At 61.2% G+C, this 15,150-nt stretch carries 11 protein-coding genes and 1 pseudogene; 7 read left to right on the top strand and 5 right to left on the bottom strand.

The genetic code is table 11. The features are described 5' to 3' along the window. Positions 1–1,446, top strand: coding sequence for a sensor histidine kinase (locus tag ABZS45_RS12500; RefSeq protein ID WP_201829125.1), 1,446 nt, complete (start codon positions 1–3; stop codon positions 1,444–1,446). A gap of 3 nt (positions 1,447–1,449) precedes the next feature. Here the strand turns inward: ABZS45_RS12500 and ABZS45_RS12505 are convergent, their stop codons facing one another. Then, entirely contained in the window at positions 1,450–1,878 is a 429-nt protein-coding gene (locus tag ABZS45_RS12505) for an HIT family protein (protein ID WP_070645602.1), read from the bottom strand. Between the two features lie 34 nt (positions 1,879–1,912). Between ABZS45_RS12505 and purD the strand changes: the two genes are divergently transcribed. Both purD and purB read left to right on the top strand, forming a co-directional pair. After that, the gene (gene purD, locus ABZS45_RS12510; protein WP_412100086.1) at positions 1,913–3,187 is read left to right on the top strand and encodes a phosphoribosylamine--glycine ligase; all 1,275 of its coding nucleotides are present in this window, start codon (positions 1,913–1,915) and stop codon (positions 3,185–3,187) included. Positions 3,188–3,226: 39 nt separating this feature from the next. Continuing rightward, on the top strand, positions 3,227–4,666 hold the full coding sequence (gene purB / locus ABZS45_RS12515) for an adenylosuccinate lyase (RefSeq protein WP_144656874.1): 1,440 nt from the start codon (positions 3,227–3,229) through the stop codon (positions 4,664–4,666). 238 nt (positions 4,667–4,904) lie between these two features. Here the strand turns inward: purB and ABZS45_RS12520 are convergent, their stop codons facing one another. Then, on the bottom strand, positions 4,905–5,711 hold the full coding sequence (locus tag ABZS45_RS12520) for a serine/threonine protein kinase (protein ID WP_412100087.1): 807 nt from the start codon (positions 5,709–5,711) through the stop codon (positions 4,905–4,907). A gap of 64 nt (positions 5,712–5,775) precedes the next feature. Between ABZS45_RS12520 and ABZS45_RS12525 the strand changes: the two genes are divergently transcribed. The 3 genes from ABZS45_RS12525 (at position 5,776) to ABZS45_RS12535 (ending at position 9,554) form a co-directional block, all read left to right on the top strand. After that, on the top strand, positions 5,776–6,633 hold the full coding sequence (locus tag ABZS45_RS12525; protein ID WP_412100088.1) for a phosphoribosylaminoimidazolesuccinocarboxamide synthase: 858 nt from the start codon (positions 5,776–5,778) through the stop codon (positions 6,631–6,633). A 9-nt stretch (positions 6,634–6,642) separates the two neighbouring features. Next, positions 6,643–8,751, top strand: a complete 2,109-nt coding sequence (locus ABZS45_RS12530; RefSeq protein ID WP_412100089.1) for a S9 family peptidase — start codon at positions 6,643–6,645, stop codon at positions 8,749–8,751. A gap of 116 nt (positions 8,752–8,867) precedes the next feature. Continuing rightward, complete coding sequence (locus ABZS45_RS12535) at positions 8,868–9,554, top strand: DUF2334 domain-containing protein (RefSeq protein ID WP_412100090.1); 687 nt, start codon at positions 8,868–8,870, stop codon at positions 9,552–9,554. A gap of 433 nt (positions 9,555–9,987) precedes the next feature. Here the strand turns inward: ABZS45_RS12535 and ABZS45_RS12540 are convergent, their stop codons facing one another. Together ABZS45_RS12540 and ABZS45_RS12545 are read right to left on the bottom strand one after the other, a co-directional pair. Beyond that, positions 9,988–10,404 carry a hypothetical protein gene (locus ABZS45_RS12540; RefSeq protein ID WP_412100091.1) on the bottom strand — a complete coding sequence of 139 codons (417 nt, stop codon included), beginning with the start codon at positions 10,402–10,404 and terminating at the stop codon, positions 9,988–9,990. Further along, positions 10,358–11,305, bottom strand: a complete 948-nt coding sequence (locus ABZS45_RS12545) for a trypsin-like serine peptidase (protein WP_175973309.1) — start codon at positions 11,303–11,305, stop codon at positions 10,358–10,360. The genes ABZS45_RS12540 and ABZS45_RS12545 overlap by 47 nt, the downstream gene beginning before the upstream one ends. Before the next feature lie 322 nt (positions 11,306–11,627). Between ABZS45_RS12545 and ABZS45_RS12550 the strand changes: the two are divergent. Beyond that, positions 11,628–11,854: pseudogene (locus ABZS45_RS12550) on the top strand (IS256 family transposase); the annotation flags it as partial. Positions 11,855–11,946: 92 nt separating this feature from the next. Here the strand turns inward: ABZS45_RS12550 and ABZS45_RS12555 are convergent. After that, a complete protein-coding gene (locus ABZS45_RS12555; protein WP_412100092.1) occupies positions 11,947–15,138 on the bottom strand; it encodes an ExeM/NucH family extracellular endonuclease in 3,192 nt (1,063 codons plus the stop codon). Positions 15,139–15,150 lie beyond the last annotated feature (12 nt).

Consider the following 15,150-nt stretch of genomic DNA (forward strand, 5'->3'; position numbering starts at 1 on the left):
ATGAGCGAATCCACCGCGAACCCGGATTCCGGATCCACGCCGGTGCTCAATAGCGCCTTGCGCCGGCGCATGCAGCGACCTAAAGCGCTGCCCTTGCGCACGTGGCTGCTCGTCTTGATGGTGCTGGTTTCGGGCCTGGGCCTGGCTATGTCCTCCTTGGCGGTCTCGTCGATCATGCGCAACGTGCTCTACACCCGCGTGGACACCGAGCTGAATGATGCCCTGAGTTCTTGGGCCAGCAATCTCGACGCGACTTTCTACACGCCGCAGGACGGGAGCCGCCGACCCCCGACGGACTATGTAGCACTGGCGTATTATCCCGATGGCTCCGTGGTAACCACGCGGCCGACGGCGGCGTTGCCGGATGCTCGTTCGGTGGTCGTTGGTGGTGAACCTAGCACCGTTCGCTCAATTCAAGGCGAAACCGAATGGCGTGCCGTGGCGCAGCTCAAGACGGATGGCTCCGTGGTGGTCGTCGCTAAAGACATGACGACGGAAAACTCCATTCTGAAAGGCCTCGCTATAGTCCAGGTCATCATCGCGGCGCTGGTCATGCTCATTATCGCGCTCGTGGGTATGTGGCTGATCCACCGGGCGCTGCGGCCGCTGCGCGTGGTCGAGAAAACGGCCTCCCAAATCGCGGCCGGCAACCTGGACAAGCGCGTGCCAGAGTGGCCGCTACATACCGAGGTAGGCCAGCTCGCCGCGGCGCTTAACGTCATGCTGGGACAGTTGCAGAACTCCGTCGTCCATGCGCAGGAAAAGGAGCAGCAGATGCGCCGCTTCGTCGGCGATGCCTCCCACGAGCTGCGCACGCCGCTGACCAGCCTGCGCGGCTACACGGAGCTGTACCGTTCGGGGGCGACTAAAGATCCGGAATTTGTCTTCAGCAAGATCGATGCCGAGTCGCAGCGCATGTCGTTGCTGGTGGAGGACTTGCTAGCCCTGACGCGTGCGGAGGGATCGCGCCTCGATATGCGCGAGGTAGACATGCTGGAGCTCGTGCTTTCCGTGGGCTCTTCGGCACGCGCGGCCTTTTCTGGCCGCACGATCAACGTCAACAATGAAGCCTCCGAGATTCCGATAGTCAACGGTGACGCGGACCGCCTGCACCAAGTGTTGCTCAACTTGGTATCTAACGGTATCCGTCACGGTGGTGACGAGGCATCGGTGACGCTGACTTTGCGGGATGATGAGGAGAACGTGCTTATCGACGTCGCCGATGACGGCAAGGGCATCTCCCCCGAAGATGCAGCCCATATCTTTGAGCGCTTCTACCGTGCGGATAGTTCACGGACCCGCGATACGGGTGGCTCGGGCTTGGGCTTGGCCATCGTGAAATCACTCGTCGAGCAGCACGGCGGTTCAATCTCCGTGGACTCTGAGCTGGGCAGCGGATCGGTCTTTACCGTCCGCCTCCCCAAGGCGCCGACGAGCGGCAGTTAGCGCCTAGTTGCTGCGGCGGCCATCCTCATCCGTGCCGAGGTGCTGGCGGATGCGCGCGGCGGCCTCGTCCATGGCGGCGGGGTCGGTGGCGTCGGCAGCGAAGGCCTTGGCGAAGTCGTAGTCTTCCATCTTCTCGGTGGGGAAGAGGTGGATGTGGGTATGCGGCACGTCGAAGCCGGCGATGATGTAGCCCGTACGCGGGGTGTCGAAGGCCGTCTTAATGGCGCCACCGATCTCTAGAGCAATCTCGTTGAGGTGCGCCCAAGTCTGAGAATCGAGGTCAGTCCACTTATCGACCTCCTCGACTGGCACGACCAAGGTGTGGCCATAACGTAGCGGCTCGATGGACAAAAATGCCACGCATTTCTCGTCGCGGTAGACAAAGCGAGCTGGCAGCTCGCCCTCGATGATCTTTGTAAATACGGAAGACATGGCCCCTAGGCTACCGCCAGTTAAGATAGACGGCATGCGCATTCTCGTTATTGGCTCGGGCGGCCGCGAACACGCCCTGCTCACTGGCCTTAAATCTGATCCCTCTGTTACCGATTTGCACATCGCCCCGGGTTCCCCGGCACATGCCAAGCAAGCCACCATTCACCCGGAGTATTCCCAGGTGGACGATCCTGCGCGTATGACGGAGCTGGCGGTTGATATTGACGCGGATCTGGTGGTCATCGGGCCGGAGGTGCCGCTGGTGAAAGGCGTGGCGGACGCTTTGCGTGAGCGCGGCATTGCGGTCTTCGGGCCGTCGGCAAGCGCGGCACAGATCGAGGGATCCAAGGCCTTTGCCAAGGATGTCATGGCGGCCGCCGGCGTGCGCACCGCACGCGCGGAGCAGCTCGCCCCCGGCACCAGCGATGAGGACATCGAGGCCGCCCTCGATCGTTTCGGCCCGCACTTCGTGGTTAAGGACGACGGCTTGGCCGGCGGCAAGGGCGTCGTGGTGACCGAGTCCCGCGACGCGGCCCGCGCGCACGTCGATGCGGTTCATGCCGTGGGCAACCCAGTGCTGCTCGAGTCCTTCCTCGACGGCCCCGAAGTGTCCCTGTTCTGCTTGGTGGACGGCGAAACTGTCGTCCCGCTGCTCCCGGCACAGGACCACAAGCGCGCCTATGACAACGATGAAGGCCCCAACACCGGCGGCATGGGTGCCTACACCCCGCTGCCGTGGCTGCCTGCCGACGGGGTCCAGCGCATCGTCGACGAAGTCTGTGTTCCAGTGGCCAAGGAAATGGTCAAGCGTGGCACTCCCTACTCTGGCTTGCTCTACGCCGGCCTGGCGTGGGGCAAGGAAGGCCCAGCCGTGGTGGAATTCAATGCCCGCTTTGGAGACCCGGAGACACAGGCGGTGCTCGCTTTGCTGAAGCCTCCGCTGGGTGAGGTTTTGAATGCCACCGCCACTGGACAGCTGGCGGAACTTGCGCCGCTGGAGTGGGAAGAGGGCTACGCCGTTACCGTGGTGCTGGCCGCAGAGGGCTACCCGGCCTCCCCGCGCAAGGGTGATCCGATTACCTCGCCGGACCTGGATGACCCCACCCGGATCCTCCATGCCGGCACCACTACGGGGGAGGGCGGCTACGTCTCCAACGGTGGGCGCGTCCTCAACGTCCTCGGTCGCGGCGCCACCCTCGCCGATGCCCGTGCTGCCGCCTACGAGATTCTCGGCGGCATCGAGCTGGAGGGCAGCTTCTTCCGCACAGACATCGCACTCCCAGCGGAGAAGGGCCAGATCAGCATCTAATCCGCTGATAATGCCTCCTTTGGGGCGAGGCGTGGAATAATGAGCGACGTGGCTGAAAAGAAGAACATTTCCAACGTCCTGTCCGCTCGATACGCCTCCCCCGAGATGGCTGAAATCTGGTCCCCAGAACACAAGATCATCCTGGAGCGCCAGTTGTGGATTGCGGTGATGAAGGCGCAGAAGGATCTCGGCGTCGACATCCCAGCTGCGGCTATCGCCGCTTACGAGGCGCAGGTTGAGAACGTCGACCTTGCCTCGATTGCCCAGCGCGAGCGCGTGACGCGCCACGACGTCAAGGCGCGCATCGAGGAGTTCAACGCTCTGGCCGGCTGCGAGCACATCCACAAGGGCATGACCTCGCGTGATCTGACGGAGAACGTGGAACAGCTGCAGATACTGCGTTCTTTGGAGCTGACCCGCGATAAAGCCATCGCGGTGGTCTCCCGCATCGGTGAGCGCGCCGCACAGTACCAGACGCTGGTGATGGCCGGCCGTTCGCACAACGTCGCCGCCCAGGCCACGACCCTGGGTAAGCGTTTCGCCTCGGCTGCCGACGAGCTCCTGCTCGGCATCGAGCGCGTGGAGTCTCTGCTGAGCCGTTACCCGCTGCGCGGCATCAAGGGCCCGATGGGCACCTCGCAGGACATGCTTGACCTCATGGGCGGATCCGAGGACAAGCTCGCGGCGCTAGAAACGCGCATTGCGGATCACCTGGGCTTCTCCCGCGTATTCAACTCGGTGGGCCAGGTTTACCCGCGCTCCCTCGACTTCGATGCTGTTTCCGCGCTGGTGGAGCTTGGTGCTGCGCCCTCCTCACTGGCGACGACCATCCGCCTCATGGCCGGCAACGAAACCGTGACTGAAGGCTTCAAGGAGGGCCAGGTTGGGTCCTCTGCGATGCCGCACAAGATGAATGCCCGCTCCTGCGAGCGCGTCGGCGGTTTCCAGGTCATTCTGCGCGGCTACCTGACGATGGTGGCGGACCTGTCCGGCCAGCAGTGGAACGAGGGCGACGTCTTCTGCTCGGTGGTGCGCCGCGTTGCCTTGCCGGATGCTTTCTTTGCCATTGACGGCATGTTCGAAACCTTCCTCACCGTGCTGGCAGAATTCGGTGCTTTCCCGGCGATGATCGACCGTGAGCTAGAGCGCTACCTGCCCTTCCTCGCCACCACCCGCATCCTCATGGCGGCGGTGCGCGCAGGCGTGGGCCGTGAGACCGCGCACGAGGTCATCAAGGAAAACGCCGTCGCTGTAGCACTCAACATGCGCGAGAATGGCGGGGAGCAGGACCTGATTGAGCGCCTGGCTGCCGACGAGCGCCTGCCGCTCGATGCCGCCGCTCTCGAGGCCGCGCTGTCGGATAAGCACGCCTTCATCGGTGCTGCCGAGTCGCAGGTGAGCCAGATTCTGGGCCGCATCAAGGCGATTGCTGACCAGCACCCGCAGGCCGCCGCCTACACCCCGGGCGAAATCCTCTAGCTCACGCGGCCGGGGGGATCCCCTGTGAAGGGACGACCCGGCGCGGTACGTTTTCGCAGACAAGCCCTCTCAAACGTGAGTTTTTGAGGCTCTATTTACGAAAACGTACCGCGCTGGCCCGGTCCATGTACGTTTCGATCAATTAAGGTTGCTCGATCTCAGGGCGGGCTCAATTTTCTAGCCCCTATTTGATCGAAACGACCTCCCATCGGGGGCCGGCCCCACCCGTCACCAGCTCTTAGGCCATCCCGGGGATGCGGAGCACCGGCAGCTCGAAGCCGCCGAGGGACTTGCCGTTGGAAGCAAGGTAACCGCCGATCATCAGCGCGGTGAGTACCGCCATGATGCCGAGAACCGCAGCACCCGTGGACGAGGTTTGCTGCTGCGTCGTCTTGCCCGGAATGGGCAGCTCCGGCACCGGCTGGATGCCTTCTTGCGCACCGCGGCTGCGCAGTTCCTCGACGCACTCAGCGAAAGACTGCACCTGCGCTGCGTTGAAGGCGTCAACGGCTTCTTTCTCCTGTGCCTGGTTTTCTGCCAGAGCGGCGCGCAGCTTGGGGCTGAAATCGCTACCCGTCGACAGTAGTGGCGCCGGTCCCTTCTTTGCGCGGGCGGCAGCAGCATTGATGGAGTACTCGGCGTCCTGCGGCAGCAGCACCGACTCATCCGCTACGAGCGCCTCCGGAGCGGCGGCGCCGACCAGGATGATGAGCATATCCGCGCCCGTGTAGCCGGCCTTGCCCAGCGCGGCCACCGTCGCCGCATAGCCCGGAGCCTTGCGGATATCGCGCGAGGTATACGCGGAGAAGTCCAACTTCGGGAACTGCGCTTGAATCTGCTCCGAGGTGGTCTTAATCGTTGCGATATATCCAGCGCGGACGTCGCGGGCTAGCTCGCGATCCGTAGCTGAGGCCGACATCGTGCACAGCCATTGGCCGTGGTCAGATTCGCGCACGGAGATATCGGCAGCCTGCGCCGCCGGCACGCTCAGGGCACCGCCCACCAGTGCAGCGGAGGTCAAAAGGGAGATCATGCGAGAGTGCACAGGCTTAACTCCTCATGCTTGGGATGTATCTTGAAGCAGTCTAGACGGGTCTAGGATGTATGTCATGCGTCCAGAACTTTCTTCCTATGCCCACATCGCCTCCGGCAAGGTGCGCGATATCTACGAAATCGACGACAATACCCTGCTCATGGTCGTCTCCGACCGCATTTCCGCCTACGACCACGCCCTGGAGCCCGCCATTCCGGACAAGGGCCGTGTGCTTACGGCGACCTCGAAGTTCTTCTTCGACGTCATTGATTTCCCTAACCACCTCGCCGGCCCGCTCGATGATGAGCGCATCCCCGAAGAGGTACTCGGCCGCGCCATGGTGGTGCAGAAGCTCGACATGCTGCCCTTCGAGTGCGTCGCCCGCGGTTACCTCACCGGCTCCGGGCTGAAGGAATACAAGGCATCTGGCAGCGTGTGCGGCGTCGAGTTGCCGGAGGGGCTGACCGAGGCTTCCCGCCTGCCCGAGCCCATCTTTACCCCGGCCACCAAGGCGGAGCAGGGCGACCACGATGAGAACGTCTCCTTCGATGTCGTCGTCGAGAAGCTCGGTCGCGAGCGAGCTGAGCAGCTGCGCGAAGCCACCCTGCGCATTTATGCCGAAGCCGCCGCGCTGGCGGAGGAGAAGGGCATTATTTTGGCGGATACGAAGTTCGAGTTTGGCGTCGATAAGCACGGCACTTTGGTCTTAGCTGATGAGGTCCTCACCCCGGACTCCTCGCGCTACTGGCCGGCCGATACCTACGAGGAAGGCAAGGTCCAGCCTTCCTTTGATAAGCAGTACGTGCGCGATTGGCTCACCGACTCCGGCTGGGACAAGGAGTCCACGCCGCCGCGCCTGCCGGATGACGTTGTCCAGGCCACCCGCGCGCGTTATGTTGAGGCTTTTGAACGCCTGTCCGGAACCACTTTTTAAGGAGGCTGAATGAACGCACCACACGCAGCGAAACGCCCGGTCACCCGTGAGTTCCATGGCCGCAGCTTCATCGATAATTACGAGTGGCTGCGCGCGAAAGACGCCCCGGAGACCCGCGAATACTTGGAGGCCGAAAACGCCTACACCAAAGAGCGCACCGCACACCTGGACACCTTGACGGAGAACATCTTCACTGAGGTCAAGTCCCGCATCAAGCAGACGGACATGTCCGTGCCCCAGCGCCGCGGCAAGTACTGGTACTACGGCCGTACCGAGGAGGGCAAGGAGTACGGCTACAGCTGCCGCATCCCGGTGGCGGAAGGCTCCGATCCGTGGACCCCGCCGACCATCCCGGAGGAAGGCGCTCCCGACGGGGAGCAGGTGCTTCTCGACGTCAACGCGCTCGCCGAAGGCCACGACTTCTTCGCCCTAGGCGCGTCCTCGGTGAGCGATTCCGGTGATTTGCTGGCCTATTCGGTCGACGTGGCCGGCGATGAGCGCTTTGAGCTTTTCATCAAGGACCTGCGTTCAGGCGAGCTGTTGGAGGATCGTCTGGAGGGCATCTTCTACGGTGCGACATGGGTTGGGGAGGAATTCATCTTCTACACCACCGTGGATGACGCATGGCGGCCGGACACCGTGTGGCGCCACCGCGTTGGCACCCCACAGTCGGAGGACGTCGTGGTCATGCGCGAGGAGGATTCGCGCTTCGGCATCGGCGTGGGCACGACCCGCAGCGAGAAGTACATCATGATTGTCTCCGGCTCGAAGACGACGAATGAGGCGTGGGTGCTCGAGCAGGATAATCCGGAGGGGGAGTTCCGCTGCCTCTGGGAGCGCGAAACGGGCGTGGACTACGACGTCGACCACGCCGTGGTGGCAGGAACCGACTACTGGGTGGTCACGCACAACGCCACCGGCCCCAACTTTGCCTTGGGGTATTGCCCGGTTGCTGATGAGCTGCCTTCTTTGCGTGACCTGACCGTGCTCATGCCGCATGATGACACCGTGCGCATCGAGGGCGTGGATTGTTACCGCGACCAGATCGTCGTGGGCTATCGCCGCGGCGGCATCGGTCGTGCGGCGGTGATGGACGTGCGAGAGGGGTGGACGTCGTTAAGCGAGCTCAACTTCAACGAGGAGCTCTACACCGTCGGTGTAGCCGGCAACCCGGAGTGGGATGCGCCGGTGCTGCGCGTGAGCTATACCTCCTTCATCCAGCCGGCCCAGCTCTTTGACTACCGCGTGGCTACGGGGGAGTACACGCTGCTCAAGGAGCAGGAAGTTCCGGGCGGCTATGACAAGGATAAGTACGTGGCCTACCGCGTGTGGTCTAAGGCTCCGGACGGGACGGAAGTGCCGGTGTCCATCGTGCACCGCGCGGACTTGGACCGCACGCAGCCGAACCCGACGTTGCTGTATGGCTACGGCTCCTATGAGGCGAATATGGACCCGTATTTCTCGGTTTTCCGTCTGTCTCTTATGGACCGCGGCATGATTTTTGCCATGGCGCACGTTCGCGGCGGTGGTGAGATGGGCCGTAACTGGTACGACGACGGCAAGATGCTGGCCAAGAAGAACACGTTTACCGATTTCATCGCGGTGGCTGATGACCTTATCGCGCGCCGGGTGACCACGCCTTCGCAGCTGGTGGCGGAAGGTGGTTCCGCCGGTGGCCTGCTCATGGGCGCGGTGGCGAACATGGCACCGGATAGGTTCAAGGCCATCGAAGCCAACGTGCCCTTCGTGGACCCACTGACCTCCATTCTCATGCCGGAGCTGCCGCTCACGGTGGTGGAGTGGGAAGAATGGGGCGACCCGTACCACGACCCGGAGGTCTACGACTACATGGCCTCCTACTCGCCGTATGAAAACATCGCCCCGCAGAAGTATCCGAATATTCTGGCGTTGACCTCGCTCAATGACACCCGCGTGCTCTACGTGGAGCCGGCTAAGTGGGTAGCCAAGCTTCGCGACGTCGCCACCGGCGGCGAGTTCCTCCTCAAGACTGAGATGGCCGCTGGCCATGGTGGTGTGTCCGGACGCTACGCCAAGTGGCGGCAGTCGGCATTCGAGTACGCGTGGCTGATTAACCAGGCCACGGGAGTTGAGTCTTAGGCTCCGCTTGCGCTGTGTGGCTAATTAACCATACGGCGTCCTAAGCCGCCCATGTGGGGGAGTGCGGCATCCCCCTCGGCGCGCGCCGGGGCGGTGGCTGTGCGATAATTTTTCTTATGCATGGCCACCTTCTGGTTTCGATTTCCAGTATCTTCGACGACACCCGAAGGCAGGCCGCTGACCTGCTGGAGAAGTTCGATAAAGCGGATATCCCGGTGTCTCTGCTCGTGGCGCCGCACATCGACGGCAATTGGCATCTAGCTAAGGATGAGTCGACGCGATCGTGGTTGCGCGAACAAGCGGAGGCCGGCCGAGTGCTTATCCTCAACGGCTTTGATCAAGCAGTGCAGGGCCGCCGCGCGGAATTCGCGAACCTGGATGCACACGAGGCGCGTCTGCGTCTCAAGGGGGCGACGCGGCAGATGGCCAAGATCGGCTTTGCGCCGACTATCTTCGCACCCCCGCGCTGGCGCATGTCGGAGGGAACTTTGGAGGTTCTTCCCGAATTCGACTTCGACATTGCGGCCTCCACCCGCGGCATCCACGACCTGCGCACCGGCGAGCTCCACCAGGCCCGCAACTTGTCATTCGGTGAGGGCTTTGGTTCGGCCAAGTGGTGGCGTCGCAACATCATCCGTGCCGCGGAACGCTCCGCTGAGCGCGGCAATACCGTGCGCCTATCGATTTCCGGCCGCAACCTCGATGACCGCAAGGTAGTTGCTGATTTCCTCAAGGCTGCCGAGCGAGCCGTGGCTGCAGGCGCTCGACCTGCGAACTATTCCGTCTTCACGCACGCCGAATAGCCCACCAACCTCTTTTTCTTTTCTAGCGCGTACTCGGTACAACATGGGGAAGTCGGAGACTCCACGGCTCGGTGGTGTTGCGTCAACTTTTACTTGGAAAAGCCAGTTCTTGTGGCTAGCTTCAAACAGATCATCGCGATGTGCATTGAAGGTGATGGGGTCTTTACGCGTTTACAGCCATCTGCCCGCGCAAACACATGCAGATAAGCGTTTGGTGCTCTTGGGGCAGAGGTTTAAAAGCGTTCATTTGTTTGAAAATGCTGTTTTACTGCGGTCATAAAATGCGCCAGCTTCCCATACGGGCGCGTACGACGGTACGGTTCCCTCTCTAACTGGGCGTGGTTCATTGAAAAGCGTGTGCCCCAGGGAAAAAACTCCTGGGGCACACGCGTGTTTCTCTTAGCTCTTTAGAACCAAGAAAGTTAGGGCCAATCTACTTAACAACAACCTTTACCATTACCGGCTCGTCATTGACAGTTACTTCCTGACTACCCTTGAGCGCTCGCGCGGAAGAAAGGCTGGAAAGCCCCGAACAAGATGCGTTGATGGTATGCGAACCAGGTTCCAACGCGTAGAAGTACACGCCATTGGCATTAGTCGTGTGTACCTTTTCCTGCGAAAGACCAATAAGCTTACATTCGCCTGCCGGGTTACCACTGGAGGTTACAACTTTAATCGTTGATTCTCCTGCATTGGGCTTGGTCTGCCCGTCGTTGGGGAGACCTTGGCCGACAGTGATTGCAACAACTAGGGAAATAATGCCCAGAACGGTACCAATGAGTCCGAGAAGATTACTGGGGTTATTAATGAGAGCTCGAACCTGAGCTGGAACCGGGATCTGTGGTTGCATTGTTTTGGATCTCCTTAATGTCATTGAAGGTATTTAGCATGCTTGGGCTGATACGTAGGGCACTGTTTTCAGGGCAGCCAAGCTGACTGATGCCATGCGTGTGAATGCCGATGGCAGCGTTGTCTGTGGTATAAACTGGCGAGCCGCTTTGTCCGCCCGTGGTGTCTAAGTTATAGCAGAGTCGAGTTTGGGTTCCTGGCTGAAGGATTCCGCTCATTGTCCACAGTTGTCCGTAGTCGCGAATCAGGCTATTCCCCTTCTCTCCTGGAAATCCGGTGACAGTTGCTTTTTGCCCGGAGAAAGCGGAAGAAGTATCGCTCGGTTTAATTCCAAACCAGCTGGAAGAAATCGGCTTTGCAAACTTTACAACTCCCCAGTCGTGATCGGCGGACCCGGTAGTGGGGTATTTTGCGGATACCCACTTTTGGGACGCAAAGGTATAAGACCACTGGCTCCAATCTGATGGACGGAAAATGAGCTTTGGAGTCCATCTCTGCTCATCTACGTCGTAAAGGCAGTGGGCAGCCGTAATGAGAGTATCTGGTGAAATCATCCAGCCAGTACAATGGTTGAAGCCGTCTCGCTGGATCTGGACGATAGCCGGGTTGGGAGCCGCCTTTTGCCGATCATCGGTACCGATAATCGAGTAAGTCCCTACCGTGGTATCGCGGTCTTGGGAGGTCGCCGTGTTTGGAAATCCGGAAAGTCCAACTGCCTCTGTGCCAGAGTTGAGGTCATCGTTATCAGTTGCAATTGGCAGGAATAGCTCCTCGCCTGTTTCTGACACGCCCACCACAGAGTCGTGAAATGCCTGGGTTTGAGCATTTGCTACGGTGGGGGACAGACACGTTATTGCAGCCACTACTGCTGCGATAGTAGATTTCCGAAGAGAGAACTTCATGGGTGTCCTTTGCAGGGGAGAGATGATGATGTGTGGGGTGAGCTGAGGTAAGTCCCTTTCACCTTGCAGTGAATTATGAGGCATCGAAAAGGGCCGTGCAACCGTCAGGCGGTTTGATGTTGCCTCGTGCCCCCTCAAATAGGGGGTAGCCTCTTGTTTCATCGGGTCCGACTGGCCGGCTGCGCTGGGGATCCTATATAGGTTGTCAACCTCGTGGGTGGGTTAGTCGGGGTTGGTTTTCTCCGCGGGAGCTATATGGACGTGTTGTCTCCGGGCATGACTTTAAAGCTTATCCATGACGGACAAAACTTGGGACCCTTCAGACCGGTGGCTTGACACCCACACCGAAGAACCTGTAGCGCCACTGGAGTTAGCCAAGTAACAAGACTTCGGACGCCAAAGAGAAAAGGCACCACGCGCTGCCTGGGCGAAAGAAGAACTCAAACGGCGCGGCCACCCAGACGGCGACCAGCCACATACGACGCCCACATCGACTACGAATGGAACCCCAGCCTAGGTGTAAGAAAAGGCTGGGTCGGGCGCTCCTAAATCCACGCGAAATGTCCCTTAAGCTCGGAGAAAAATGACCTTGAGTCCAAGGCTTACATACAAAACGCACACATTAAACTCAGGAGAGCGCTCTATTCAGACTCGGTTGGGGCACAGGCAGCAGCAATGATGCCGAGGACTGCCAGCAGACCAATGCCACCAGCGGCGTATTGAGCCTCACGCGGGAAATTGCGAGTGAGCGACTCAATCTGCTTCTTCACTGGCTCAAGGCCTGGGATGTTGAGCTTTGCGCCGAAGCTTCCGAGGAAAGCCAACGGAATGGCGAGGGCTGCTGGGATGGTGAGGCCGAGGACCGTCGGCAAGCAGCGCTCACTCACAGAGGAACCACCTGCCGGGGCGGCTGGCTTGTCGCCGGACTTGACGGTTTCTGAGGTGCCGTCGGTGTAGGTGATGACGAGGTTACCGTCGGCATCCGTGGTCACGGACTTAATGCCGCGGCCGTCCTTGCCATCTTTACCGTTTGCGCCATCGCGGCCTGGTGCGCCATCGAAGCCATCGCGGCCCGGCGTGCCCTGGTCGCCCTTCGCGTCGGCGAGGGTACCGAGAATCTCAGAGGTGCCGTCGGTGTAGGTGACGACCACCTCGCCCTTGTCGTTGGTCGTCACGGACTTGATGCCACGGCCATCTTTACCGTCGGCGCCGTCCTTACCGTCCTTGCCATCGGCGCCGACGACCTTGCCAGCATCCTCGGTGGTGCCGTCGGTGTAGGTGATGATGAGATGTCCGTTATCGTCAATGGTGACGGACTTGATGCCGCGGGCGTCGTCAGACGGCGCTGGGTCCTCGGTCTTGTCACAGTCCTTAAGATCGACAGCAGAGCGGGAAACCTGGGCAAGGTTGAAGCCCACCTTGACCGGATCGTGGTCGGAGGAGCGGTACGGGTTATCGGACTCAAAGACGTCCCCGCCGGTGTAGTTGCGGCGGGAGTACTCCATGGCGATGGGCTCATCGGAGTTGATGTTCCACGTCTGCGCGGCCTGGGCGTCGACGTGCTCGTTGGCCAGGATGTGGTCCAGGGAGCCGAGGCGGCCGGAGAACTGGTAGGAGGCCACGTCCTGCCAGTCCTCTTGTGCATTGAGCTCCTCTACCGGGATGGTGTAGCCGGCGTTGCGGAAGACGGAGATGGCGTCTTCCTTGGAGTAAGCGTTTAAGTCACCCATGACGAAGGTGGCCTTCTCCTGCCACTGTGGCTGCTTGGACAAACCATCGAGGACAGCTTGGGCGTGGGCATTGCGCACGTTGGGGTTGTTGCCCTGGCCGTCGCCGGTGTCCTCGTCGCCCTTAGCCACTGAACCCTTGGACTTGAAATGGTTGGTGACCACCACGAAGGAATCCGGGCCCTCAGCAGTGCATTTGTCGGAGACGGGCTGGAACTCGGCGGCGAGCGGGGTGCGGGCGGTGCCCTTGAAACGCTCGTCCTCCAGCAAGGTGGCCTCACCTACTGGCTGGACGCGGTCCTTCTTGTAGATGATCGCAGTGCGGATGACATCCGTGTCCGCCGCGGAGTTCGCCGGGGCCTTGACGTAATCCCACTTTTCGGATTCCGCGCGGGTGTTGAGTTCATCTACGAGGTACTTCACAGCATCGTCGTAGGAGCCACCCACGGTATTCGCGGCGTTCTCAATCTCAGACAGGCCGATGACATCGGCGTCCAGGCCCTCCAGCGCGGTGAGGATCTTGCCCTTCTGGTCTTCAAATGCGGAGGCAGACCACGCGCCACGGAAGGTACCGCTGTCAGAACCCACGCCGTTGCCAAAGCGGTCCTTGTAGGACTTCGCGCCGTTGTCCTCACCTAGGTTGATGAAGAAGTTCAGCACGTTAAACGCCGCCACGGTGTAATCACCAGCGACCTGCGGAGCCTCCGGGCGGGCCGGGTCCCACGTAATCGGCAGGTCCGCGGTAGCGGAATCACCCGTAATCATGGTGGTGGGCTGGAAGCGCCACTGCTCGTGGCCGTAGCCCAGGATGACGCCAGAGTCGGCAAACTCAACCTGGTTGGTGGTGCGGATGGTCTTCACATCCGAGCCGTTTTGCATGATGTAGGGCAGCTTCGTGGATGCACCATCGCGGGAGAAGTCGCGCGTGGAGCCGTCATCCAAGATGACGTACTTCGCCGCGTTAGAGGCTTCCATGTCCATTTGTTCCTGAGTACCCGGGGAGACGATATCGGTAGGTTGGCGCAGCGCCTCCGTACCCGGGGCCAGGCCCAACTCGCCGTAGCGGTTGAGGCCGTAGTTGTCGGTCACCGTGTGTACACCGGGCTTGAGCAGCATGGACTCGAGCTTTTCGCGGGCCTCGTCGCCCTCGGGTAGGGCGTCGAGGGACAGCGGGGTGACGGGATCGAGTGCGGTGTCGAGGACGGAGCCTTGGGCTAGGGCGATTTGGGTCTGGCCGTAGTACTCATCGACGGAGCCAGTGACCTCGACGGATTCCCCAATCTTTGGGTAGAAGCCGGTGCCGCCGGTGTAGACGAAGACGGCCTCAGAGGCCTCGGTCGGCGCAGTTTGACCCGTGCCCGGGGTCTGGATAGTGAAACCGTTGAGGGACTTCTCACCCTGCCACACGGCGGTGACAACACCCTGGGTGGTGACGTTTTGGCCCTTGAGCGGGGACTCCGCGCCGGTGCCCTGGATCTCCGGGATGGTGACGGTGGAACCCGGCTCGGCCGGCTGCGGGTCCTCCGGCGCGGTTGCGCCGCCGCCCGAGTTCGGTGTTGGCGCAGCCGCAGAGAAGTCGGCGGCGTTGTCGTCGGTGTCGGTGCCGACGTCATCACGCTGCGCGGAGGTGGTGTTGCTCAAGGAAGAGGTAGGGGAGCCCTCGCTGAGCGACGCCGTCCCGTACCCCACGAGGTCCACCTCGGCCCCGGAGGCGTCGTAAAGCTTCACCGAGCCCTTGGAGCCGGACATGCTGAGACCGCCCTCTGCATCCGGGGTGGGCAGCGGATCGCCTTCGCCGCCGCCACCTTCCTGGATGAGGTAGTAGCCGCCAGCCGGGATGGAACCGTTAAGCGCGGTCTTTCCACCGGAGTTGCCCTTGGAGGAGAAGTACTCCACGGACCATCCGGTGAGGTCGATGGCGGAACCCGTTGGGTTGTAGAGCTCGATGAAGTCGTTGGTGAAGGGGGCGTTCTTGTTGCCGCCGCCACCATAGACCTCCGAGATGACGGCAGTGGAGCCATCCACCGCGGCGCCGGCCTGGGGGACAACGACGCAGGTAGACACTAATGCAGCGATGGCGAGAGAGCCGATGCGTGTGAGGCGCATGAGAGGTTCCTT

Source organism: Corynebacterium aurimucosum, assembly GCF_046895345.1.
In the GTDB taxonomy this organism is placed as follows: domain Bacteria; phylum Actinomycetota; class Actinomycetes; order Mycobacteriales; family Mycobacteriaceae; genus Corynebacterium; species Corynebacterium aurimucosum_G.

Coding starts and splice junctions, on each gene's coding strand:
- ABZS45_RS12500 (WP_201829125.1), top strand. CDS start 1: ATGAGCGAATCCACCGCGAACCCGGATTCCGGATCCACGCCGGTGCTC.
- ABZS45_RS12505 (WP_070645602.1), bottom strand. CDS start 1,878: ATGTCTTCCGTATTTACAAAGATCATCGAGGGCGAGCTGCCAGCTCGC.
- purD (WP_412100086.1), top strand. CDS start 1,913: ATGCGCATTCTCGTTATTGGCTCGGGCGGCCGCGAACACGCCCTGCTC.
- purB (WP_144656874.1), top strand. CDS start 3,227: ATGAGCGACGTGGCTGAAAAGAAGAACATTTCCAACGTCCTGTCCGCT.
- ABZS45_RS12525 (WP_412100088.1), top strand. CDS start 5,776: ATGCGTCCAGAACTTTCTTCCTATGCCCACATCGCCTCCGGCAAGGTG.
- ABZS45_RS12530 (WP_412100089.1), top strand. CDS start 6,643: ATGAACGCACCACACGCAGCGAAACGCCCGGTCACCCGTGAGTTCCAT.
- ABZS45_RS12535 (WP_412100090.1), top strand. CDS start 8,868: ATGCATGGCCACCTTCTGGTTTCGATTTCCAGTATCTTCGACGACACC.
- ABZS45_RS12540 (WP_412100091.1), bottom strand. CDS start 10,404: ATGCAACCACAGATCCCGGTTCCAGCTCAGGTTCGAGCTCTCATTAAT.
- ABZS45_RS12545 (WP_175973309.1), bottom strand. CDS start 11,305: ATGAAGTTCTCTCTTCGGAAATCTACTATCGCAGCAGTAGTGGCTGCA.
- ABZS45_RS12555 (WP_412100092.1), bottom strand. CDS start 15,138: ATGCGCCTCACACGCATCGGCTCTCTCGCCATCGCTGCATTAGTGTCT.